This window comes from Levilinea saccharolytica (assembly GCF_001306035.1).
Taxonomy (GTDB): Bacteria; Chloroflexota; Anaerolineae; order Anaerolineales; family Anaerolineaceae; genus Levilinea; species Levilinea saccharolytica.
Window position 1 is genome coordinate 34,009 of record NZ_LGCM01000002.1, and the last position, 20,831, is coordinate 54,839.

A 20,831-nucleotide genomic window follows, 5' to 3' on the forward strand; every position below is an offset into this window, starting at 1 on the left:
GGGGCTAAGAAGGTTAACGGCGGCGCAGAGCGGTGATGAAGGCATACACCCCCAAAGCGGCCAGGGCCAGCACGGCCAGCGCAGCGCCTTGCAGGGCGCTGAAGGTCAGCGCACCGCTGGTAACTTCGGCCGGGTTGGCGGGCAGCGGGCTGGGGGTGGGGGGCTGCACCCGCCCAGGGGTGGGCGAGGCAGTGGGCTGCCCAGAGTCAGCTAGGGTGGGGCGGGCGGCAGGCTGGGTTTCGATGGGGGTGTAATTGCGCACGCGCAGGCCGTCCACCTGGGTCTCCACGCGGCTGCCGTCCTGCAAAGTGACCTGAAGACGCAACGTATATAGCCCGTCGGTGATGGTGGTGGTGTCCCATTGAGCCAGGGGGCCTTCGCGCACCGCTTCTTGACTGCGCTGGATGGGAAACCAGTTGGGACTGCCCTCCTGGTCGTAGGCAAAGGACACTTCGGCGGATTTAAAATTTTCCACCTGGGTGCTGCCGGTGATGGTGACCACGCCCTGGAGGGCGTCCCCAGGCTGCGGGGAGGTGATGCGCGGCTGACCCGCCAGGAGCGGGCCAGGGTGGAGAATCGAAAAAGCCAGCCAAAGGCTGAACCAGAGTCGCATCATAACAGCTTAGTTTAACACAGGCGGGGCAATCTTGCAAATTTTCAAGCTGCCGCGCCGCGAAAGTGCCCGGCGTGGAAAGGCCCTTTTTGAGAATATTTGTATAATTAATGGAAGCGGCTGCTGGCTGATACGTTTTTGGGAGCCCTCACGGGTGAGGAAGCGCCGAGCAGTCGGGCAGCCGTTGCGACGGCCCAACCGAAACAGCCGTCCGACAGAGTCATGCGGGCGCACACAGGAGCGAAGGGATGAAGACGATCTTAATCACAGGGGTGGGCGGGCCAGCCGGGGCGAATTTGGCCGCGATGCTGGTGGAACGCGGCTGCCATGTGGTGGGGGTGGATTTGCGCGAAGTGCCGTTCACGGAAGGACTGTTCCTTCAGGCCCCGCCGGTGTTGGAACCGCAGTATCTGCCCTTCCTGCAGGAGATCGTACGGCGCGAGGGCGTGGATCTGGTCATCCCCACGCTGACCGAGGAACTGCCCTTGATGGCCGGGGCGTGGAGCCAGTTAGAAGATACGCCGGTGGTAATCTCCTCTGAACAGGCGGTGGCGGTCGCCCAGGATAAATACTGGACGGCCAAAGAGCTGGCGCGGCGTGAGGTTCCGGTTCCCAAATTCGGCCTGCCCTCCGATTTTGCGGATGCCCAGGTGGTGGCCGAGCGTTTGGGTTGGCCGTGCGTGGTGAAGCCGCGGCGCGGGCGGGGCGGGCGCGGTGTGCGGCTCTTGCAGGCGGGGGAATGGGAGCAGAACGCCTGGCCGGATGAGGATTGGATTGTGCAGGAGTTTGTGCCGGGGATTGATTACGCGCCTAATGTGTTTGTGGGCGAGGCCGAATCCTTTGCGGTGGTGCTGGAAAAAACCGTGCTGCGCGAAGGGATCACCGGCAATGCGCTGAGCGTGGAACGGGTGGAGGCGGCAGACGTGGCCCGCACGGCGATTTTGGCGGCGCAGGCGGTGGGGCTGACCGGCCCCCTGGATGTGGACATCCGGCGGCGAGCCAACGGCCAGCCAGTGGTGCTGGAAATTAATGCGCGCTTCGGGGCCAATATCCGCTGCGCCCCTGAGGTGTTAGACGCGATGCTGAAAGTGTATTTCCCGCGCTGAGCGGGCAGGAGGCTGACATGAAAGTTTTGTTCATCGGCGGGACGGGGATCATCAGTTCGGGCTGTGCGCCGCTGGCTGTAGAACGCGGCATGGAGCTGTATTTAATGAACCGCGGGCAGTCCTTCCGCCCTCCGGCGGCAGGGACGCACCTGTTGGTTGGAGACATCCGCGAGCGTGAATCGGCCCTGCGCGCGCTGGGGGATCATACTTTCGATGCGGTGGTGAACTGGGTGGCCTACCTGCCGGAACAGGTGGAGATGGATTTGGAATTGTTCCGCGGACGCACGGATCAATATGTGTTCATCAGTTCGGCTTCAGCGTACCAAACTCCGCCGCGGCGGCTGCCGGTGACGGAAGCGACCGTGCTGGACAACCCATTCTGGCAGTACTCGCGCAACAAAATTGCCTGCGAAGAGCGCCTGCTGCGGGCTTACCGCGAAGAAAAATTCCCTGTGACCGTGGTGCGCCCGTCGCACACCTATGCCCCTTCGTATTTACCGGTGGAGGGCGGTTATTCCGTGCTGGACCGCATGCTGCGGGGAGAGCCGGTAATCGTGCACGGGGACGGCACTTCTCTGTGGACGCTGACCCACCATACCGATTTCGCGCGCGGGTTCCTGGGTCTGCTGGGCAACAGCCACGCGCTGGGCGAGACCTACCATATCACCTCAGACGAGTGGCTGACCTGGGATCAGATTCATGCGATGATCGCGCAGGCGGCGGGGACGCGGGCGAAGATTGTGCATGTGCCTTCGGAGGTCATTGCGGCCTTTGACGCGGAATGGGGGGCCAGTCTGCTGGGGGATAAGGCCCACAGTCGGGTGTTTGACAACCAAAAAATCAAACGGGCCGTGCCGGATTTTCGTGCAGTGATCCCGTTTTCACAGGGGGTGAAGGAGATCGTCGCCTGGCACCAGGCGCACCCGCAGGACTGCAAAGTGGATGCGGCATATAACCGCACCACAGAACGCATCCTGGCGGCCATGCGCGGGGTGCGGCCTGGGGAGAGCTGAAAGCCGCGGGGGAGAAGCAGCAGGGGCCTGATGAGACCCTACAATATTGCAAGCTGCCATTTTTTGTCGGACGAATTGGGCGGTTATCTTGTATATTTAAGATGCCAATCAAATCGCACGATGTCGAATTGGCTGCGTTTCAACACTTAATCAATCACCTTTGAGTTTGGTGTGGATGTAGGTCTGACGGCTCCTATCCTTAAGTCTTTGTAGAATTATTGCTCTTTGCAGGTGAGACCGTGGGTATTTTTCAATTTGGCCTGTTAACCCTGATGGTTGTGCGCATCATTGCAGTTGTGGTCACGCTGGATCTGGCAGCGCGATTGAAGGATATCCGCTATCGGTGGATTTCTCTGGGCTGGGGCATTTACGTGCTGTCGGCAGTGGCGGGATTTTTATCACCGTACGGACTGGTATGGGAATTCCTGTATCCATTCTTAGCGGCGGCGGCGCTGCTGGTGGCGGTGATGGGCACCCTGGGTCTGTTCTATGAAGTGAAGCCGATCGCGATGTTGGCATGCGTTGGGGGGGCCTTGGCTGTGGGCGGGGTTATCCGTCTGTTCGTGTCCATGCAGGCTGCGGCAATTTTCTTTATGGCCGTGCAATTTTTAACTCTGTTCTGCGGCGCGGTGGTTTTGTTCCGTTCCTATCAGGTTTTTCGAAAAATTGCGGGCAGCAGCCTGAAATGGTTGATGCTTGTTTTCTTATTAGGCGCGTCGCAGGTTTTGGTGACATTTTGGCACGTTAACCCGGTGCAGTCCCCGGTTTCGATGATCGGCACGATTGCCATCTCAATAGCGATGCTGATTTTCTTCATCTATTTAGAACAGACTCTTCTGCAGGCCCGCTTTCAGCACGGAGAAGAACGCTACCGGCGCATTGTGCAGAATGCGCAGGAGGGCATTTGGGAGACAGACAGCGAAGGGCGCACGGTGTTTACCAACGAAGCCCTGCAAAAACTGCTGGGATATTCTGCTGAGGAACTGCGCAACCATCCGGTGGAAGATTTTGTGTACGCTTACGATCAGGAGATGGTGCAGGAGGCCCGCGCCCAACTGCGTCAGGGGGAGCGTATTCAATATGAAGTGCGGCTGCTGCGGCGGGACGGCGATCTGATCACCGCCCTGGTCAGCTCCAGCCCAATTCAGAACGCAGAAAAGGTGTATCAGGGGGCGGTGGATACCGTTCTGGACATGAGTGAGCAGTATCAGCGCCAGCAGGAACTGACGGTGATCGCAAACGTGTCTTCGGCGCTGCGCCTGGCCCCTACCCGCAAAGAGATGGGCCCCATTTTGGTGGATCAGGCGGCGCAGCTGCTGCATGCGGCCGCAGCAGCTCTGGTGATTCGCATGGGGGAATACGATGAGGTGTTCGTGGAGGAGGCGGGGGGAGCCTGGGCGTCGCTGCGCGGGCTGCGCTGCAAGAGCGTGGAATTGACGGAGCGGCTGTCGGAAGTGACCCCGGATTACTATGTGGCCTGCGGGATTGTGGCGGCGCGGGAACAGCAGATTGGCGCGGTGTGGGTGGGGCGGGAACGGGTGTTTGAGGTGGGCGAACAGCATTTGCTGTATTCGATCAGCGACATCACCGCCAACGCCATTCAGCGAGCCGCTCTGCACGAAGCCACCGAGCACCGTGCCCGCCAACTGGCGATTGCTAACCGCATGGGGCAGGAACTGGTCGGCAGCCGGGATCTGTATAGTGTGTATCAAACGGCTTGCAAATATGTGCGCCAGTTGATCAACGCCGATAACTTTGGCATTTCGCTGTATGACGCCGAAAAGAGCGAGCTCACCGCGGCGTTTATGATGAACGGATCGGAAGAAATTGATCCCAGCGAGTTCCCGCCGCTGCACTACACGCCTGCAGATGCCAATTACGGGCGGGCGAAGGCCATCTACAGCGCCCGGCCGGTGGTGTGCGATGAATTGGGCGCGCGTGCACGGGCCGGGAGAGGCCATTTTATGGGGCAGGGGGAACTGCCGGAAACCGGTATGTACGTGCCCTTATTGGTCGAAGGACGTGTGATTGGCCTGATGGAGCTGCAAAGCTATCAGGTCAATATCTACAATCAAAATGAAGCCGATTTTCTCAGCATGCTCGCCAACCAGGTCGGTCTGGCCATCATGAACGCGCGCCTGTTTGATGAAACTCAGCGGCAGCTGCGCCAATTGACCTCGCTGCGGGCGATTGACCAGACCATCATTCACAATATGGATCTGTCATCCACGCTAAAGGCCATCTGCGAGCAGGCTGCTGTGCAGCTCAATGTGGAAGGGGTGGCGGTGCATCTGGCGCGCGGCAAATCGGGCATATTGGCCTTGATGGCTTGCTGCAGCCCCAATGGAAAATTGGAATTTCGCAATAAGGTGGGTCACGCGCTGGCGGCCTGGGTGGCGGAGAAGCGCACCATCCTGATGATTGACGACCTTGCCAACCCGCCGGAAGAATTCTGGGGGGATGAATCTATTCAGGCGGTGCATGAAGCCGGAATCCAGAAGTATGTGGGCATACCGCTGGAATCCAAGAACACGTTTGAAGGCGTGCTGGAAGTATACGGCAGCGACGCCGGGCGCATGGATGAGGAATGGCTGGAATTTCTGATCACGATTGCTGGCCAGCTTTCCATTGCTGTGGAAAATGCAATTCTGTTCAGCGATTTGCAGCAAAGCAACCGCGAACTGGCTGAGGCCTACGACGCCACCATTGAGGGGTGGTCGCGGGCTTTGGATTTACGCGATAAAGAAACCGAAGGCCACACGCGCCGGGTAACGGAAATGACCCTGAGGTTGGCTGAGGCGATGGGCGTTTCGGGGGAGGAACGGGTGTATTACCGGCGGGGGGCGCTGCTGCACGACATCGGCAAGATGGGCATCCCCGACAGCATCCTCTTGAAACCTGGTTCGCTGACCACCGAAGAATGGGCCATCATGCGGCGGCATCCTTCCTATGCCCAGGCCATGCTTTCCCCGATTCCCTATTTGTGGCAGTCGCTGGACATCCCCTACAGCCACCATGAACGCTGGGACGGCAGCGGCTACCCACGCGGGCTGAAAGGGGAGCTGATCCCCTTGGCGGCGCGCATTTTTGCGGTGGTGGATGTTTGGGACGCGCTGACCTCGAACCGGCCTTACCGCCCGGCCTGGGGCGAAGAGGAAGCCCTGGCCTACATCCGCGACCAGGCGGGGAAACATTTTGACCCGGCGGTGGTGAATATCTTTTTAGAGAATTATCCGGAATGGACCAAGACCTAGAAAAACCGAGATGAACACCCGCCAGCCGCACGGAACACCACCGGGCGGCTGTTTTTTTGGCGGTTGTGGCTGGACTTTGCCATACAAAGCGGGTGATTTTCATCCTTTTTAGGGGAGGACTGCCTGAGAGTGGCGCAAGATGCAGTATAATCAAATGAAGCGATACAAATATACTGTATTTCTCAGGAGATGATTATGCGTTCACTCACTCAAATGCGCCCGTGGATGGCGCTGATGTTGGCCTTTGCTTTGGTTTTGGCGGCGTGCACCCCCGCGGCGCCCGCAGCCCCGACGGCTGTTCCAGCCCCAGTGGATGTTCCAGCCCCAACGGATGTTCCGGCGGAACCCGCGGCCCCCACCGCAGAAGCCCCGGCGGCCCCTGCTGCACCGGCGGTCACGGAACTGATTCTGGCGACCACCACCAGCACGCGTGATTCGGGCCTGTTAGACGTGCTGCTGCCCGTATTTCAGGAGAAAAGCGGCTACCAGGTGAAGATGGTGGCGGTGGGCAGCGGTCAGGCTTTGAAAATGGGCGAAGAAGGCAACGCGGATGTGCTGCTGGTGCATGCGCCCGCCGCGGAAAAAGAGCTGATGGACCAGGGCTTTGGCAAGGAGCGCTTGCTGGTGATGCACAACGACTTCATCTTTGTCGGGCCCAAGGAAGATCCGGCGGGGGTGAAGGGTGTGAAAGCTCCGGCGGACGTGCTCAAGAAAATTGCGGAAAGCAAGGCGGTGTTTGTTTCCCGCGGCGACGATTCGGGCACGCACAAGATGGAGCTTAATTTGTGGAAGGCTGCCGGGATCACCCCTGAGGGCGATTGGTATTTGCAGTCGGGGCAGGGCATGGGCGAAACCCTGCGCATCGCTTCGGAAAAGGCCGGGTACACCCTGACCGATCGGGCGACCTACCTGGCGCAGAAAGATACGCTGGAATTGGAAATTCTGGTGGAAGGCGACGCTTCGCTGCTGAACATCTACCATGTGATCACCGTGAACCCGGAGAAATGGCCCAAGGTGAATGTGGAAGGGGCCAAGGCTTTCGCTGATTTCTTGGTGGCGGCGGACACGCAGAAAATGATTTCTGAATTTGGCGTGGAAAAATACGGCCAGCCACTGTTCTTTGCAGACGCGGGTAAAGCTGAAGACGCCGTCGGGAAGTAAACCGGGCGGTTAAGCAAGCGTGCGGGCTGGGCAAACTCATTTTGCTCAGCCCGTTTTATTATGTCTGGGGTGGGTCCGCGAGGTGAATCTGACCGGTTTCCTGGTTTTCATAGCCGGGGAAACGGGAGATGAAATCTTTGCCAGCGGGGGAAGCCAGCCAGTCAGCCAGGGCGTTCAGAGGCGGCTGGGCCAGGGCCTCGGCGGGCGCGACCAGATCGTAGCGTTCGCGGGTGAGGAAGATGAAATCCAGGCCGTAGGCCAGGGCCGCGGATTCGAGGCCCAGACCGGTGGAAGCGGCGCCTTCGGCCACTGCGCGAGCCACGTCGGAATGGGTCAGGCGCTCGTCGCTGTAGCCCTGGATGTTTTGGGGGGCTATGCCCGCCTGTTCCAACATGGCATCCAGCCAGACGCGGGTTCCCGAGCCGGGCTGGCGGTTGACAAAGCGAACGCGCGGCTGAGCCAGATCCAAAAGGCCGCTTAGTTTCAGCGGGTTGCCGGGGGGGATGATGAGACCCAGGCGGCGGTGAGCCAGGGTGAGCAGGGCCATTTTTCGGCCGGGGAGGGCCTTTTGCACGGCGGTGCGGTTGTAGCCGCCGCTGTGCGGGTCCCACAGATGGCAGCCCGCCAGATCGGCGCGGCCTTCGGCCAGAGCCTGCAAGCCGCCCTGACTGCCGGCGTAGGCAATTTGCAGGGCGCAGCCGGGCACAATCTCGCTGAATTGGGCCGCCAGGGCGTTGAGCAGGGGGTCATGGCTGCCTACAAAGCGCAGGACGCGCCGCAGGGGGATGTGCTGCTGGTGTTCCAGAGTGCGCCAGCGGTCCATGGCTAACTGCAAAGCGGACTGCACCTCTTCCAGGGTGTGGCCGGCGGTCAGCGTTTCCAGCAGGAAAGCTTCGGCGCGGTGCACCAGGCTGGCCTGACGGATGACGGTCTGGGTCTGAGCCTGGGCGGGGGGGATGGCCTCGCCCACCTGGGTTCCCTGTCCAGCGCGGCTGACCAGCAGCCCCTGGCGGGAAAGCTCGTTGTAGGCGCGCTGCACCGTACCGGGGGTGCAGTTCCAACGGGCGCACATCTGGCGCACAGCGGGCAGACGGTCCCCCGGCTGCAGGCGGCCGCTGAGGATCTCCTGGCGGATGGATTCGGCGATCTGTTGATACAAATAGGTTTCGTCCATGTGCGCACCTTCATCGTAGCGGCTGCGGGTGAACCCCTTGTGTTGAGTATATCGTTTGCGGGTGAAAATGACAACGGTAGGGCATGCGCTGAAGACTGCTCCCCTGGGAAGATTGACAAGCGGGGTAGGAACGATTAGACTTAGCAACGGATAATTGTATAGATACAAATATACTTTATTCGCCCTTTCGTTTTTGAAGACCCAAACATCTATTTCTGAGGAGAAACCCATGCGTAAACACACTTTGCTTGCGTTCATTCTGGCGCTGAGCCTGATCTTAGCGGGCTGCCAACCCGCGGCTGCGCCCGAACCGACGGCTGCGCCCACCGCTGTGCCCACGGCGGCCGAGGTGCTGGCCCCTGAGCTGCCCGCGTTGACCGTTTTGAGCGGGGAGAAGAGCCTTGAATTGACCCTGGAAGAAGTTCTCAAGATGCCGGCGGTGGAAGGCTATGCAGGTATCAAATCGAGCACGGGGAAAATCACCCCGCCGGCCCTGTTCAAGGGCGTTTTGATCACCGATTTGCTGAAGGATATGGGCGGCCTGACCCCTGAGTTGGGCGTTCAGCTTGAAGCTGAAGACGGCTACGCCATCACCTATTCGGCGGACCAGATCACAGAGGGCGATTTCATCACCTATGACCCGGTGACCGGAGATGAAATCGAGGTTTCAGGACCGCTGCAGGTGATCCTGGCGTATGAGATGGACGGCCAACCTTTGGATGCCAAACGGGACGGCCAACTGCGCGTGGCGGTGATCAGCGCGGAGAAAAACCAGGTGGTGGACGGCCACTGGGCGGTAAAGTGGGTGAGCAAACTCACCGTAAAGGATATGGGCGAGGAATGGACGCTGGTTCTGGACGGCGCCATCACCCAAGAAATTGACCGCGGGACGTTTGAATCGGGCGCGGCGGAAAACTGCCATAAGGCCACCTGGACGGACGATAAAGCCCAGGAGTGGACGGGGATTCCCCTGTGGCTGCTGGTGGGCTATGTGGATGATGAGATCAAGCACAACGGCCCGGCCTTCAACGACGCTCTGGCGGACGCGGGCTACACCGTGGAAGTGGTGGCCAAGGACGGCTATTCGGTGACGTTCGACAGTGCGAAGGTAAAACGCAACGACAACATGATCGTGGCCTACCTGATGAACGGCAATCCGCTGACCGAGAAGGACTTCCCGCTGCATCTGGTGGGCAGTGACGCGACCAAGAAAGACAGCATTGGCTCCATCGCCCAGATCATTGTGCATCTGGACGCCAAGCCTGCCGCTGAATCCGCCTCCACCGAAGAAGTCAAGCCGACCGAAGCGGCCCCTGCGCCGGCGGCCGAGGTGAGCGGCGATTTCGTCATCACGGGTATGGTGGAAACGCCCACCGGCTGGACGATGGACGATCTGAAGAAATTGGAAGTGGTCAAATTGAATGTGGAACACCCCAAGAAGGGCAAGATGGATGTGGAGGGTGTGCTCCTGAAGACTTTGTTCGACGTGGTTAAGGTGAAGGTGGAAGCTGCCACGCTGGTGCTGACGGCCTCGGATGGGTACACCGCGGAAGCCAAGATGGCGGATGTGCTGGCCTGCAAAGACTGCCTGGTGCAGTTCACCGAGGACGGCAAGCTGAACGCGGTCATGCCCGGGCTGGAAAGCAGCACCTGGGTGAAAGAGATCGTCAAGTTCGAAATCAAGTAAATCCGATTTCAGACCGGGCTGACCTGCACAAGGCCAGCCCGGATTCTTTATTGTGAGTGTGCCATGACAAAATGCCTGCGGTGGCTGCTGACGGCAGCGATGATTCTAATTACGGCGGCGGGCTGCGCCTCAACCCCGAAAGAAAAAACGCCCCTGGTGGTTTTTGCGGCGGGCAGCCTGATTCAGCCTTTTGACGCGCTGGAAGCGGCCTTTGAAAAAGCCCATCCGGATGTGGATGTGCTGAACGAATATCACGGCAGCATTCAGGTGATGCGCCACGCCACGGAGCTGCACGAAGAGATTGACGTGGTGGCGACCGCCGATGATGCCCTGATTCCCCTGCTGATGTACGACCGCAGCGATCCGGCCACCGGTAAGCCCTACGCCGCCTGGGCTTTGCGCTTTGCCACCAACCGCCTGGGGATCGCCTACACCGAGCGCAGCCGGTACGCGGATGAGGTCACCTCTGAGAACATCTGGGAAATTTTGACTCGCCCGGATGTGCGCGTAGGTATTGCTGATCCGCGCTTTGACGCTTCGGGCTACCGGGCGATGATGGTCTTTACGCTGGCGCAGGGCAAACAGGCCCCCGCGGATCTTTTTGACCAGATGTTCATGGGCCAGTTCCGCTATCCGGTCATGCTGGTGGGGGACGGCAGCGGCGGGACGCTGATTCACATCCCTGAGATTTTGGAGACGAAGAAGGACGCGCATGTGGTCATTCGCGGGGCCAGCATTCAGCTCATCGCCTTGCTGGAATCAGGCGATCTGGATTACGCTTTTGAATATGAGAGTGTGATCGAGCAGCACGGACTTAAGCTGGCCGCCCTGCCGCCGGAGCTGAACCTGGGAGAAGCCGGTATGGACGATGTGTACGGCCAGGCCACGGTGAAGCTGGATTTTCAACGTTTTGCCAGCGTTAAGCCCGAATTTCGCGGGGAACAGATTGGGTACGGTATCACCGTTCCGGCCAATGCCCCGCATCCAGAAGCCGCTGTGGAGTTTATCGCCTTTTTATTGGGGCCGGAGGGACGCCAGATTATGGAATCTTACTCCCATCCCATCTTTGAACAGGTGACCGCGGACCACTGGGATCAGGTTCCCGCCAAACTTCAGCCTCTGGTGACGGCCGCACCGTGAAGTTTTCGCCTTTCTGGGTGTTCTCCTGGATGGCGGGCGGGCTGGTTTTGCTGTTCATTGGCCTGCCGCTGGCCAACACGCTGCTCAGCACCCCGCTGGAAAATTTGGCGGCGACTCTGAGCGATGCAGAAGTGGGGCGCTCTATGCTGTACACCTTTGGCGGGGCGGGCCTGGCCACCCTGCTGGCGGTGGTAGGCGGGGTTCCGCTGGCCTATCTGCTGGCGCGCACCGAATTTCCCGGCAAGCGCGTGGTGGAAGCTGTGGTAGATCTGCCGGTGGTCATCCCGCACACGGCGGCGGGCGTGGCGCTGCTGCTGGTGTTTGGGCGGCAGGGAACCTTGGGGAAGCTGTTTCAGCCCCTGGGCATCCATTTCACGGACGACCTGAACGGCATTGTGGTGGCGATGATGTTTGTGAGCATCCCCTATCTGGTGAACGCCAGCCGCGAATCTTTTCGGATGGTGGACGCCGAGATGGAACGCGTGGCCATGATTGACGGGGCTTCACCCTGGCAGGCCTTTTGGCTGGTGACTCTTCCGCAGGCCTGGCGCGGGGTGTTGGGGGGTATGCTGATGATGTGGGCGCGCGGAATCAGTGAATTTGGGGCGGTGGTGATTTTGGCCTACCATCCTAAAGTGGTTCCGGTGCTGATTTTCGAACGTTTTCAGGGATATGGGCTTGACTCAGCCCAGCCAGTAGCGGTAATCTTAATCGTAGTGGTCCTGGTGGTGTTCAGCCTGCTGCGCACGGTGCTGCTGCGGCCTGAAAAGCCATAAGACTTTTTCAGATAACCCCAAAGGAGGACGGTATGAAAATCAGTGCGCGCAATGTGTTAAAAGGTAAGGTAAAGCAGATCACCCCCGGTGCGGTGAATTCGGAGGTGGTGATTGAACTGCCCGGCGGGACCGAGGTGGTTTCGGTGATCACCAAAAGCTCGGTAGAAACCTTGAAGCTGGAAGTTGGCAAAGAGGTGTACGCGGTGATTAAGGCCTCCAACGTGCTGGTGGCCATCGAGTAGACGTGCGGTGAGTCTATGTCAGGCGGTGGGGGCGGTATGTTTGCGAACGAATTGCAGGCACAGCTCCGCTGCCGCGGGAAAATCCGGGTCGAGCAGAATGCAGTGCCCGGATTGATCCATCCAATGCAGGCTCTTGTCCTGGGAGGCGATGCCTTCCAGGACTTTTTCTGCGCTGACGGGATCAATGGTCTGGTCGTGGTGGCTTTGGAAGATGACCGCGGGCTGGGTGATCTGCGGCAGCAGGGCGCGCACCACACCTTGAAAGCGGTAGAGCTGGGCAGCGGCGCGCAGGGGTTTGGCGGCGTACCCCTGCCAGGGGGTGACCTCATCCAATGGGCTGGGGCGGGTGTGGCGCATGAAGGGGGCCAGCCATTCCGCCATCCACAAATTGGGAGATTGGAGGGCGGGAGCAAACAGCATCAGCCCGCGGATATGAGGCGTGCGGGCGGCCAGGTACAGGCTGATTAAACCGCCCATTGATTCCCCGCCCACAAACACCTGTTCGCAGGTGTGCAGAAGCTGGTGCAGCTGGTCTTCAGCTGCATTGGTCCAGTTCTGCCATTTTTTGGCGTTGAGATCGTCCAGGGTGGTGAAATGACCCGGAAGCAGCGGGGCGGCGACGGTGTAGCCGTGATCGCGGAAGAATTCACCCAGCGGGCGCACCTCCACGGTGGTGGCGGTGAAGCCGTGGATCAGCAGAATGCCCACCGGGCCTCCGGGGAAGAAGAAGGACGATCCGTCCATGTGGGGGTTGATGAACAGTTTTTCCATAGGATCCTCCGGTGCGTTTGCGGATTAGGAATGGGATTTGTGCGGTACGCGGGCGCGGGTGAGGTGCACGGGCAGCCCGCCGTTGACGAAGGGGATGCCTTTTTCGTAAGCCAGACGCGTCTGGTGGACGAGAGTTTCGCTGTTACACAGGATGGCGGCCTGCCAGCCGGGACACTGCTCGCGCAGGACCTGCCCAAAGCGGGCGTATAGGTTGCGCAGATCAGCAGAAGAAGATATGCGCTGCCCGTAGGGCGGATTGGTGACCACCCAGCCGGGGCCGGCGGGGGCGTTGAGGGCGGAAACGGCCAGGCAGCTCAACTGCAGGTCTTCGGCCACACCGGCGCGCTCGGCGTTGGCCTGGGCGCTTTGGACGGCGCCTGCGTCGCGGTCGGAGCCTTGCAGCAGGGCTGGGCAGGGGATTTCCTGGGCGTTGGCCTCATCCAACAGGCTTTTCCACAGGCGCGCATCATCATTAACCCAGTTTTGAAAGGCAAAACGGCGGTGCTTGCCAGGGGCCATGCGGCGGGCCAGCAGGGCGGCCTCGATGAGGATGGTTCCGGAGCCGCAGAAGGGATCCAGCAAGGGAGAGCGGCCGTCCCAGCCGGAGGCCAAAAGCACGGCGGCGGCCAGGGTTTCGCGCAGGGGGGCCTTGGCGGTGGCCAGGCGGTATCCGCGGCGGTGCAGGTGCGCACCGGAGGAATCCAGGCTGAGGGTGACTTGATCGTTGACCAGACGGGCGATGATCAGCTGGGGCGGCTCGGGGGCGTCTTCATCGGCGCGCGCCCAGAGGGACGGGCGACCTAAAGCATCTGAGATTGCCCCGGCCACACGTTCTGCCACGGCGTCGGAATGGTACAGGCGGGAATGGTGACAGGTGGCGCGCACAGCCAGGGGCACGCCAGGGCGCAGGAATTGGCCCCAAGGCAGGCGGCTGGCTTTCTTGCGCAGCTCGGAAAAGGCGGTGGCGTGAAATTCACCCATGCGCACCAAAACGCGGCTGGCGGTGCGCAGGTGCAAATTGGCGCGGTAGATGGCGGCTAAATCACCCAGCAGGGTAATGCCGCCCGTTTCTTCGCCCCCTTGCGCGGCGGGTTGGGCAGAGCCGGGCTGTACCGCCAGTCCGCAGGCGGCCAACTCCTGAGCGGTGAATGCCTCTACCCCTGGGGCGGTGACGATAAACAAGCGCAAGGGATCCATCCATACCTCTTTCACAGCAAGATGATTCGATTATACGCTTGAACAATGGACTTGATGTGGAAAAAAGTGATCTATAAGCGGTTGATCTCTCGAGAGGAGCTTTTTGGAAGTTTCAGATGGGGGCTGAACTGGACGCGGATCCTGGGCAGACAGTAGGCCCAGGTACGGTGATTATTTACGACCGGAACCCCTAGCCGCTGACGGCTTGCGGGCAGGCGGAAGGGGCGCTTTTTCAAGCACTATCTGTTTCTGGCGCTCCTTCCGCTGCGGATCTTTTTCCACAAACAGCGGCTGGCGGGTGAAGGGATCCATCTCGGTGTAATACATCAGGCTGGCGTAGGTGGAGGGGGTGGGGGTGAAGATTTGCACCTGCTCCGGATGGGTTTGCAACTGCTGGCTGGTGAACTGGCGCAGGGCGAGCATATCGGCTTCGCTGCAGCCGGGGTAGGCGGCGATGAGATAGTAGGTGAGATACTGCTCTTTTTTCACCTCACGGCTGAGAGCATCAAACTGGGCTTTGAAATCCAGCAGGCTCTGGGGGCCGGGTTTGCCCATTTTTTGCAGGACATGAGCCTGGGTGTGTTCGGGGGCCACCTTCATTTGGCCGGAGACGTGGTGTTCGACGATCTCTTTTAAGTAAGCACGGCCGAATTGGCGGTCTTTGAGGATCAGATCATAGCGGATGCCGGAGGCCACAAACACCTTGCGGACGCCGGGAAGCTCGCGTAGCCGCCGCAGCAGGCGGGTTTGCTTGCTGTGGTTGGGGCGCAGGGCCGAACACACCACCGGGTAAAGGCAGCGGCGGTCGGGACAGGGGCCTTTGGTGACCTTCTTATCACATTCAAAGCCGTACATGTTGGCGGTGGGGCCGCCGACATCCTGCAGGATGCCTTTGAAACCCGGCAGGGCGGTGAGGGCAGCGGCTTCGGCCAGGATGGAATCTTCACTGCGCCAGTGCACGGTGCGGCCCTCGTGGACGGCAATGGCGCAGAAATTACATTCGCCGTAGCATCCGCGGTGGGTGGAGATGGAAAAGCGGATGGTTTCCAGGGCGCGAACGGGGCCTTGGGCCTGGTAATGGGGGTGCTGGCCGCGCTGGAAGGGCAAAGCAAACACCGCATCCATCTGCGGCTGCGTCAGGTAAGGCGCGGGGGGGTTGTGCACCAGCCAACGGTTGCCGTGGCGCTGGGCCAGGCGGCGGGCGGTGATGGGGTCGTTGTTTTGATAAAAGCTGTGGAACATTTCGATGAAGGCCAGCTTATCCGTGCTGACCTGTTCGAAAGAGGGCAGTTCCAGGGCGCCTTCAGGCTTTTGGGCGGCGATGTAGCACAGCCCGCGCACTGCGCTGGGATCCGCACCGGAGCGCAGATGGGCGGCCAGCTCCAGCACAGAGCTTTCGGCCAGACCGTAGAGCAGATAATCGGCTTTGGCGTCAAATAGCAGCGAGCGGCGCAAAGTGTTGTCCCAATAATCGTAATGGGCCACACGGCGCAGGCTGGCTTCGATGCCGCCCAGGACGATGGGACGGGTGTTCTTGAAGGCACGCCGAATCCAGTTGGCATACACGATGGAGGCACGGTCGGGACGGCGGTTGTTTTGGCCACCGGGGGTGTAATCATCGTCGCGGCGTTTCTTTTTGTTGGCGGTGTAATTGGCCACCAGCGAATCCACGCTGCCGGCGGTGACCCCCCAGAACAGGGCTGGCTCGCCCAGGCGGGCGATATCCTGCGGGTTAGCGGGGTCGGGCTGAGCCACAATGCCCACGCGGTACCCGGCCGCCTCCAGCACGCGGCCGATGACGGCAGCGCCGATGAAGGGGCTGTCGATGTAGCTGTCGCCGGTGACCAGGATGACATCCAACTGATCCCAGCCGCGCGCGGTCAGCTCATGGGGGGTGGTGGGCAGGTAGGCGGTTTCAGACATGGTTCAACGTATTGTATCATCATCGCTTATAATAAACGACCGGGAAACAAGCATGGCTCTGATTGAACTGGATCATGTGACCTATCGCTATGAAAGCGCCAGCGGGGCGGTGGTGACCGCGCTGGACGATCTTTCGCTGCGGATTGAGGAGGGGGAATTTGTGGCGTTGGTGGGGGCCAACGGCTCCGGCAAAACCACCCTGGCGCGGCATTTAAACGCTTTGTTCATCCCCTCCAGCGGCACGGTGCGCGTGGCGGGTATGGATACGCGCGAGGTCCAGCAGCACGCGGCCATCCGCGCGATGGTGGGCATGGTCTTTCAAAATCCAGAAGATCAACTGGTGGCGGGGGTGGTGGAAGAGGACGTAGCTTTTGGCATGGAAAACCTGGGCCGCCCCGCGGAGGAAATTCGCCAGCGGGTAAGCGAGATGCTGGTGGAATTTGACTTGTGGGAAGCGCGCCAACGGCCTCCGCACCTGCTTTCTGCTGGACAGATGCAGCGGTTGGCGCTGGCGGGGGTGTTGGTGATGCGCCCGCGGGTGCTGGTTTTTGACGAAACCACGGCCATGTTAGACCCGGCGGGGCGGCGCAAGGTGATGGAGATCGTTCGGCAGCTGCACGCCGAAGGGGTAACGGTGGTGTATGTGACCCATTTGATGCGCGAGGCGGTGCAGGCCCAGCGTATGGTGGTGCTTTCTCATGGGCGGGTAGCCGCGGACGGCACCCCGGAAGAAATCTTCGCGCGGCGGGGAGAGCTGCGTGCCTGGGGGCTGCGGCCTCCGCTGGCGGCCTTGCTGGCTGAGCGACTGCGGAAACGACTGCCGGAGCTGCCGGAAGGCATTTTGACCGGCGGGCGTCTGATGGATGCGCTGCCTGTGTATGGGGGGATAATGGCTCTGCCCGCGGGTGAAGACGAGCCTTTTTTTCCAGCGGCGCGCGAGGCAGCCGTGCGGGTGGAAGAGCTGGGGCACATTTACCTGCGCGGAACCCCCCTGGCGCACCGCGCGCTGAGCGGGGTGAGCCTGGAAATTGGCGAAGGGCAGTCCTACGGCCTGGCAGGCGGCACCGGTTCGGGCAAATCTACCCTGCTGCAGCACATGAACGGTCTGCTGCGCCCGCAGGAGGGGCGGGTGTGGGTGGGGCCGCACGCCTTGCACGGCAGCCAGCCCGATCTGCAAGCGGTCCGGCGGCGGGCGGGGCTGGTGTTTCAAAGCCCGGAGTACCAGTTGTTTGAAACCTATGTGGGGGATGAAATCGCCTTCGGGCCGCGCCAACTGGGCTGGGATCGCGCCCGGGTGCGCGAAAGCGTGGCCTGGGCGATGGAGATGGTGGGACTGAGCTTCGCGGCTTATAAAGACCGGCTGACATTTGGACTGAGTGGGGGCGAGCGCAAGAAGGTGACTCTGGCCTCTCTGCTGGCCATGCGCCCAGCCGTGCTGCTGCTGGATGAACCGGTGGCCGGGTTAGACCCTTTGGCGCGGGCGGACCTTTTGGGGCGGCTGCGCCAGCTGCGCGGCGAGGGAGTGACCCTGGTGATGACCTCGCACCAGATGGAAGACCTGGGCGAACTGGTGGAAGGGCTGAGCGTGCTGAAAAAGGGGCGCGACGCCCTGCGCGGCCCGGCGCGCTGGGTGTTGGCGCAGGATGCCGACCTGCGGGAGGCGGGGTTGGAAGCCCCGCTGCCCTGTCAGGTGGCGGCGCGGCTGCGGGAACGCGGCTGGCCGTTGGGCGAGGGGCTGATGAGCGAGGATGAATTGGTGGCGGCGGTGGATGCAGCCCTGGCAGGTGGGGTATGAGCGAATTTGAGTTCCTGCGCAACCTGCCGCTGGGGCAATCCGTCCCCGGTGATTCTTTTCTGCACCGGCTGGATCCGCGTGTGCGCATTGTGATGCTGTTGGGGCTGCTGGCAGGGTTGGTGTTCAGCCGCAGCCTGGCCGGGCTGGGGGTGGGGTTGGGCCTGGTGCTGGTGGGGCTGGTGGTGGGGCGCTTTTCGGTGAGGTTCGCCCTGCGCGGGCTGATCACCCCGCTGCCTTTTTTACTGATTCTGGCCGTATTGCAAGTATTCTTGAACGCGGTTCCAGATGAGGGCCGGGCGTTGTTCACTGTGCTGGGGGAACGCGTGACCTGGGGGGATGTGTGGGTGGGGGGGATGCTGCTGCTGCGCTTTGCCGGACTGGTGTTGGGGTTGAGCCTGGCGACTCTGAGCCTGACGACCTCAGAATTGACTCATGGGCTGGAAAAGCTGCTGCAGCCGCTGGCGGCGCTGCGGCTGCCGGTGCGCGATTGGGTGGTGGTGGTGCAGGTGACGCTGCGCTTTTTGCCCTTTTTGGCGCAGGCGGCGGAGCGGATTGCCAAGGCGCAGGCTTCGCGCGGGGCAGGGATTGGCGGCGGGGGCAGCCTGTGGCGCCGGGCACGTCAGGCGCTGCCGCTGGTGATCCCTTTGTTTCTGACCAGTTTGCGGCGCGCGGAAAACATGGCTTTGGCGATGGAGGCGCGCGGATACAGCAGCGGACAAGCGCACACCAGCATGACCGAATTTAACATGCACCCCCGGGATGCGGGAGTGCTGGGGTTGGTTTTGTTGGTGGAAAGCGCGATGTTCTGGCTTTAACCCGTGAGGGGGTTACAGGTCGGCGCCCTGCTTGCGCCCGACAGGAATTTGACGCCAGGCGGCGACCACCGCCAGCACAATCACCGCTGAGATGAGCACTTCGGGCAGGCCGTTAGACACCAGCACGCCGCCGATGACCGGCCAGGGGTAGGCCCCGGTGAGGCCGATCATGCCCAGAACCAGCACGGTGTTGGTGAGGCTGCCCACCGCGCCTGCGGCCAACAGCCCCGGAACCGGCCAACGCTTCAGCCCGGTCCACACCAGCCAGGCCAGAGGGCCGATGAACAGGCGGGGGAGGACGGAGATGAGGGGGTTGGTGAAGATCACATCGCCAGGGCCGTTGGGGGCCACACCTGCCTGAATCATGCTGAACAGGCCGAAAATCAGACCTATTCCCAGCCCCACCACGGGGCCTTCCAGAACCGCGCCGATGATGACCGGCACGTGCATGATGGTGAGCGAGACGCCCCCAAACCAGGGGATGAACCCCCAGCGGGTGATGCCCAACATGACGGCCACGGCGGCCAGAACGCCCGTCATGACAATTTTACGAGTGCGGGAAGCAGGCATGGATTTCGATTCCTCCTGAATTGAAGATGATCAGGCCGATGGGTAAGAATCGCCCAGGCAGGTGCCCACACGGCGGGCGCTGTCGAGGCGGGGGTCATCCAGGGGGACGGTTTTGCAGCCGCCCGCCACCTTTTCCAAGGGGACGGGGGTGGCCACACCCTGGCGGATGCCCACCATGAGACCAAAGCAGTTTTCGTGCACCAGGGCCGCACAGGCGGTTCCCAGGCGGGTGGCTAGAATGCGGTCGGTGGCCGAGGGGGTGCCGCCGCGCAGCAAGTAGCCCAGGATGGTGGTGCGCGTTTCGAGCTGGGTGAAGGATTCCAGGCGGTTGGCCAGCAGCAGGGTGTTGCCGCGGGTGGCCTGACGCTCAATTTCGTGCAGTTGGGCGGCCACGCGGTCGCGGTCGTCACCCTGGCGTAAGGATTGGTTGGCTTTGCGGGAGCGTTCAAAGAATTGGATCTGCTCGTAAGGCATGGCGCCTTCGGCTACGGCGATAATGCTGAAGCGTTTTCCGGCCTGGCGGCGTTCCAAAATGGCGTCAGCCACTTTGCGAATGTGGTAAGGGACTTCCGGAATGAGAATGACATCCGCGCCGCCTGCCAGACCTGCGCCCAGGGTGAGCCAGCCGGAATACTGCCCAACGATTTCCACAATGAGGATGCGGTGGTGCGAGGATGCGGTGGAATGTACGCGGTCAATGGCCTCCACGGCAGCTCCCAGGGCGGTATCGCAGCCGATGGACAGATCCGTTTCGGGCAGGTCGTTGTCAATGCCGCGCGGCAGGGTGAGGATGTTCAGCCCCTGGCGGGCCAGAAAGAGGGCGCTGGCCTGGGTTTCGCGCCCGCCCAGGCAGATGAGGGCGTCCAGCTGGCGGCGGCGGTAGGTTTCCAGGATGGAGGCGGTCAGTTCAGGGTGGCTGCCTTCCAGGGGGTGGTCGGGGCTGGTTCCCAAGAGGGTGCCGCCCTGGGTGAGGATGCCGGAGAGCAGGTCGCCTTCCAGGGGGATGGCGCGGTCTTCGGCCATGCCCTGAAAGCCGTCTTGAAAGCCGATCAGGTGCATGCCAAATTCCGAGCGGGCGGTTTTGCCAAAGGCGCGGATGGCGGCGTTGAGACCGGGACTGTCGTTTCCAGCGGTGAGAATGCCAATTTGTGAGCTCATGCGGAGCCTCCTGGTGGGCGTGATGTGTGCGTCAGGGGATGAACGTACTCGGTAACAGGTTGGTTGGCGAGCAGGTGTTCATAGAAGATGCGCTCAGCGGCGGCGAGATCGACGCGGTGATACCAGACGCGGTCCGGATGGACGATGAGGGTGGGCCCGTTGACGCAGATATTCAGACATCCGGCCAGTTTGCATTTCAGGGAAGTGGGGCTTTCAAAGTCGTTGAGATGGTGCTCTTCGGTCAGCTGCACCAGGCGGTCGTAGACCGATTGGGCCAATTCACGGCTGGCGCAGTTGCCGTTGAAGCAGATGTAAACCCGGCGGTCGTGCGTGGGTGAGGTCATGGCGGCGCTTTCCTGAACGCGGTGAATTTTATCCATTATACCCGCACTCGCCCGGGATGGAACCGCAAACCTTCGGGCGGGAGGGGTTTGGG

General features: G+C 61.3%; 18 protein-coding genes. 10 read left to right on the forward strand and 8 right to left on the reverse strand.

What is annotated here, in order from left to right:
- Positions 1-13: 13 nt before the first annotated feature.
- Positions 14-616, reverse strand: a complete 603-nt coding sequence (locus ADN01_RS00205; protein ID WP_075070823.1) for a hypothetical protein — start codon at positions 614-616, stop codon at positions 14-16.
- A gap of 245 nt (positions 617-861) precedes the next feature.
- Here ADN01_RS00205 and ADN01_RS00210 point away from each other — a divergent pair, with 245 nt between their 5' ends.
- From ADN01_RS00210 to ADN01_RS00225, 4 genes are all read left to right on the forward strand, one after another.
- Positions 862-1,719, forward strand: coding sequence for an ATP-grasp domain-containing protein (locus ADN01_RS00210; RefSeq protein WP_062417963.1), 858 nt, complete (start codon positions 862-864; stop codon positions 1,717-1,719).
- A gap of 17 nt (positions 1,720-1,736) precedes the next feature.
- Positions 1,737-2,732: an SDR family oxidoreductase gene (locus ADN01_RS00215; RefSeq protein ID WP_062417964.1), complete on the forward strand. Its 996-nt coding sequence runs from the start codon at positions 1,737-1,739 to the stop codon at positions 2,730-2,732.
- Positions 2,733-2,971: 239 nt separating this feature from the next.
- Positions 2,972-5,986: an HD domain-containing phosphohydrolase gene (locus ADN01_RS00220; protein WP_075070824.1), complete on the forward strand. Its 3,015-nt coding sequence runs from the start codon at positions 2,972-2,974 to the stop codon at positions 5,984-5,986.
- Positions 5,987-6,181: 195 nt separating this feature from the next.
- Entirely contained in the window at positions 6,182-7,147 is a 966-nt protein-coding gene (locus ADN01_RS00225; RefSeq protein WP_113918851.1) for a substrate-binding domain-containing protein, read from the forward strand.
- Positions 7,148-7,205: 58 nt separating this feature from the next.
- On the opposite strand, the gene ADN01_RS00230 is transcribed toward ADN01_RS00225, so the two are convergent.
- Complete coding sequence (locus ADN01_RS00230) at positions 7,206-8,321, reverse strand: substrate-binding domain-containing protein (RefSeq protein WP_062417966.1); 1,116 nt, start codon at positions 8,319-8,321, stop codon at positions 7,206-7,208.
- Between the two features lie 229 nt (positions 8,322-8,550).
- Between ADN01_RS00230 and ADN01_RS00235 the strand changes: the two genes are divergently transcribed.
- The 4 genes from ADN01_RS00235 to ADN01_RS00250 all read left to right on the forward strand — a co-directional run bounded on the left by ADN01_RS00235 (position 8,551) and on the right by ADN01_RS00250 (position 12,166).
- On the forward strand, positions 8,551-10,008 hold the full coding sequence (locus ADN01_RS00235) for a molybdopterin-dependent oxidoreductase (RefSeq protein WP_062417967.1): 1,458 nt from the start codon (positions 8,551-8,553) through the stop codon (positions 10,006-10,008).
- A 63-nt stretch (positions 10,009-10,071) separates the two neighbouring features.
- Complete coding sequence (gene wtpA, locus ADN01_RS00240; RefSeq protein WP_062417968.1) at positions 10,072-11,148, forward strand: tungstate ABC transporter substrate-binding protein WtpA; 1,077 nt, start codon at positions 10,072-10,074, stop codon at positions 11,146-11,148.
- The gene (locus tag ADN01_RS00245; RefSeq protein WP_201778600.1) at positions 11,145-11,924 is read left to right on the forward strand and encodes an ABC transporter permease; all 780 of its coding nucleotides are present in this window, start codon (positions 11,145-11,147) and stop codon (positions 11,922-11,924) included. The genes wtpA and ADN01_RS00245 overlap by 4 nt, the downstream gene beginning before the upstream one ends.
- A gap of 32 nt (positions 11,925-11,956) precedes the next feature.
- A complete protein-coding gene (locus ADN01_RS00250; RefSeq protein WP_062417969.1) occupies positions 11,957-12,166 on the forward strand; it encodes a TOBE domain-containing protein in 210 nt (69 codons plus the stop codon).
- A gap of 18 nt (positions 12,167-12,184) precedes the next feature.
- Here the strand turns inward: ADN01_RS00250 and ADN01_RS00255 are convergent, their stop codons facing one another.
- The 3 genes from ADN01_RS00255 to ADN01_RS00265 form a co-directional block, all read right to left on the reverse strand.
- The gene (locus tag ADN01_RS00255; RefSeq protein ID WP_062417970.1) at positions 12,185-12,937 is read right to left on the reverse strand and encodes an alpha/beta hydrolase; all 753 of its coding nucleotides are present in this window, start codon (positions 12,935-12,937) and stop codon (positions 12,185-12,187) included.
- A gap of 24 nt (positions 12,938-12,961) precedes the next feature.
- Positions 12,962-14,134: a THUMP domain-containing class I SAM-dependent RNA methyltransferase gene (locus ADN01_RS00260; RefSeq protein WP_062417971.1), complete on the reverse strand. Its 1,173-nt coding sequence runs from the start codon at positions 14,132-14,134 to the stop codon at positions 12,962-12,964.
- A gap of 171 nt (positions 14,135-14,305) precedes the next feature.
- Positions 14,306-16,057: a YgiQ family radical SAM protein gene (locus ADN01_RS00265; protein WP_062417972.1), complete on the reverse strand. Its 1,752-nt coding sequence runs from the start codon at positions 16,055-16,057 to the stop codon at positions 14,306-14,308.
- Positions 16,058-16,109: 52 nt separating this feature from the next.
- Here ADN01_RS00265 and ADN01_RS00270 point away from each other — a divergent pair, with 52 nt between their 5' ends.
- Together ADN01_RS00270 and ADN01_RS00275 are read left to right on the forward strand one after the other, a co-directional pair.
- Positions 16,110-17,852, forward strand: coding sequence for an energy-coupling factor transporter ATPase (locus tag ADN01_RS00270; RefSeq protein WP_062417973.1), 1,743 nt, complete (start codon positions 16,110-16,112; stop codon positions 17,850-17,852).
- Complete coding sequence (locus tag ADN01_RS00275; protein ID WP_075070826.1) at positions 17,849-18,667, forward strand: energy-coupling factor transporter transmembrane component T family protein; 819 nt, start codon at positions 17,849-17,851, stop codon at positions 18,665-18,667. The genes ADN01_RS00270 and ADN01_RS00275 overlap by 4 nt, the downstream gene beginning before the upstream one ends.
- Positions 18,668-18,679: 12 nt before the next feature.
- On the opposite strand, the gene ADN01_RS00280 is transcribed toward ADN01_RS00275, so the two are convergent.
- Genes ADN01_RS00280 through ADN01_RS00290 form a run of 3 tightly spaced genes read right to left on the reverse strand, consistent with a single transcriptional unit; the run spans position 18,680 to position 20,775 of the window.
- Entirely contained in the window at positions 18,680-19,237 is a 558-nt protein-coding gene (locus ADN01_RS00280; protein ID WP_062417977.1) for an ECF transporter S component, read from the reverse strand.
- Between the two features lie 30 nt (positions 19,238-19,267).
- Positions 19,268-20,395 carry a 6-phosphofructokinase gene (locus ADN01_RS00285; RefSeq protein WP_062417978.1) on the reverse strand — a complete coding sequence of 376 codons (1,128 nt, stop codon included), beginning with the start codon at positions 20,393-20,395 and terminating at the stop codon, positions 19,268-19,270.
- Positions 20,392-20,775, reverse strand: coding sequence for a (2Fe-2S) ferredoxin domain-containing protein (locus tag ADN01_RS00290; RefSeq protein ID WP_062417979.1), 384 nt, complete (start codon positions 20,773-20,775; stop codon positions 20,392-20,394). The genes ADN01_RS00285 and ADN01_RS00290 overlap by 4 nt, the downstream gene beginning before the upstream one ends.
- Positions 20,776-20,831 lie beyond the last annotated feature (56 nt).

What these genes read in the sequence shown, in the direction of transcription:
- ADN01_RS00230 (WP_062417966.1), bottom strand. Translation starts at nt 8,321, where the DNA reads ATGGACGAAACCTATTTGTATCAACAGATCGCCGAATCCATCCGCCAG.
- ADN01_RS00255 (WP_062417970.1), bottom strand. Translation starts at nt 12,937, where the DNA reads ATGGAAAAACTGTTCATCAACCCCCACATGGACGGATCGTCCTTCTTC.
- ADN01_RS00275 (WP_075070826.1), top strand. Translation starts at nt 17,849, where the DNA reads ATGAGCGAATTTGAGTTCCTGCGCAACCTGCCGCTGGGGCAATCCGTC.
- ADN01_RS00280 (WP_062417977.1), bottom strand. Translation starts at nt 19,237, where the DNA reads ATGCCTGCTTCCCGCACTCGTAAAATTGTCATGACGGGCGTTCTGGCC.
- ADN01_RS00215 (WP_062417964.1), top strand. Translation starts at nt 1,737, where the DNA reads ATGAAAGTTTTGTTCATCGGCGGGACGGGGATCATCAGTTCGGGCTGT.
- ADN01_RS00265 (WP_062417972.1), bottom strand. Translation starts at nt 16,057, where the DNA reads ATGTCTGAAACCGCCTACCTGCCCACCACCCCCCATGAGCTGACCGCG.
- wtpA (WP_062417968.1), top strand. Translation starts at nt 10,072, where the DNA reads ATGACAAAATGCCTGCGGTGGCTGCTGACGGCAGCGATGATTCTAATT.
- ADN01_RS00250 (WP_062417969.1), top strand. Translation starts at nt 11,957, where the DNA reads ATGAAAATCAGTGCGCGCAATGTGTTAAAAGGTAAGGTAAAGCAGATC.
- ADN01_RS00225 (WP_113918851.1), top strand. Translation starts at nt 6,182, where the DNA reads ATGCGTTCACTCACTCAAATGCGCCCGTGGATGGCGCTGATGTTGGCC.
- ADN01_RS00235 (WP_062417967.1), top strand. Translation starts at nt 8,551, where the DNA reads ATGCGTAAACACACTTTGCTTGCGTTCATTCTGGCGCTGAGCCTGATC.
- ADN01_RS00205 (WP_075070823.1), bottom strand. Translation starts at nt 616, where the DNA reads ATGATGCGACTCTGGTTCAGCCTTTGGCTGGCTTTTTCGATTCTCCAC.
- ADN01_RS00210 (WP_062417963.1), top strand. Translation starts at nt 862, where the DNA reads ATGAAGACGATCTTAATCACAGGGGTGGGCGGGCCAGCCGGGGCGAAT.
- ADN01_RS00270 (WP_062417973.1), top strand. Translation starts at nt 16,110, where the DNA reads ATGGCTCTGATTGAACTGGATCATGTGACCTATCGCTATGAAAGCGCC.
- ADN01_RS00285 (WP_062417978.1), bottom strand. Translation starts at nt 20,395, where the DNA reads ATGAGCTCACAAATTGGCATTCTCACCGCTGGAAACGACAGTCCCGGT.
- ADN01_RS00290 (WP_062417979.1), bottom strand. Translation starts at nt 20,775, where the DNA reads ATGGATAAAATTCACCGCGTTCAGGAAAGCGCCGCCATGACCTCACCC.
- ADN01_RS00260 (WP_062417971.1), bottom strand. Translation starts at nt 14,134, where the DNA reads ATGGATCCCTTGCGCTTGTTTATCGTCACCGCCCCAGGGGTAGAGGCA.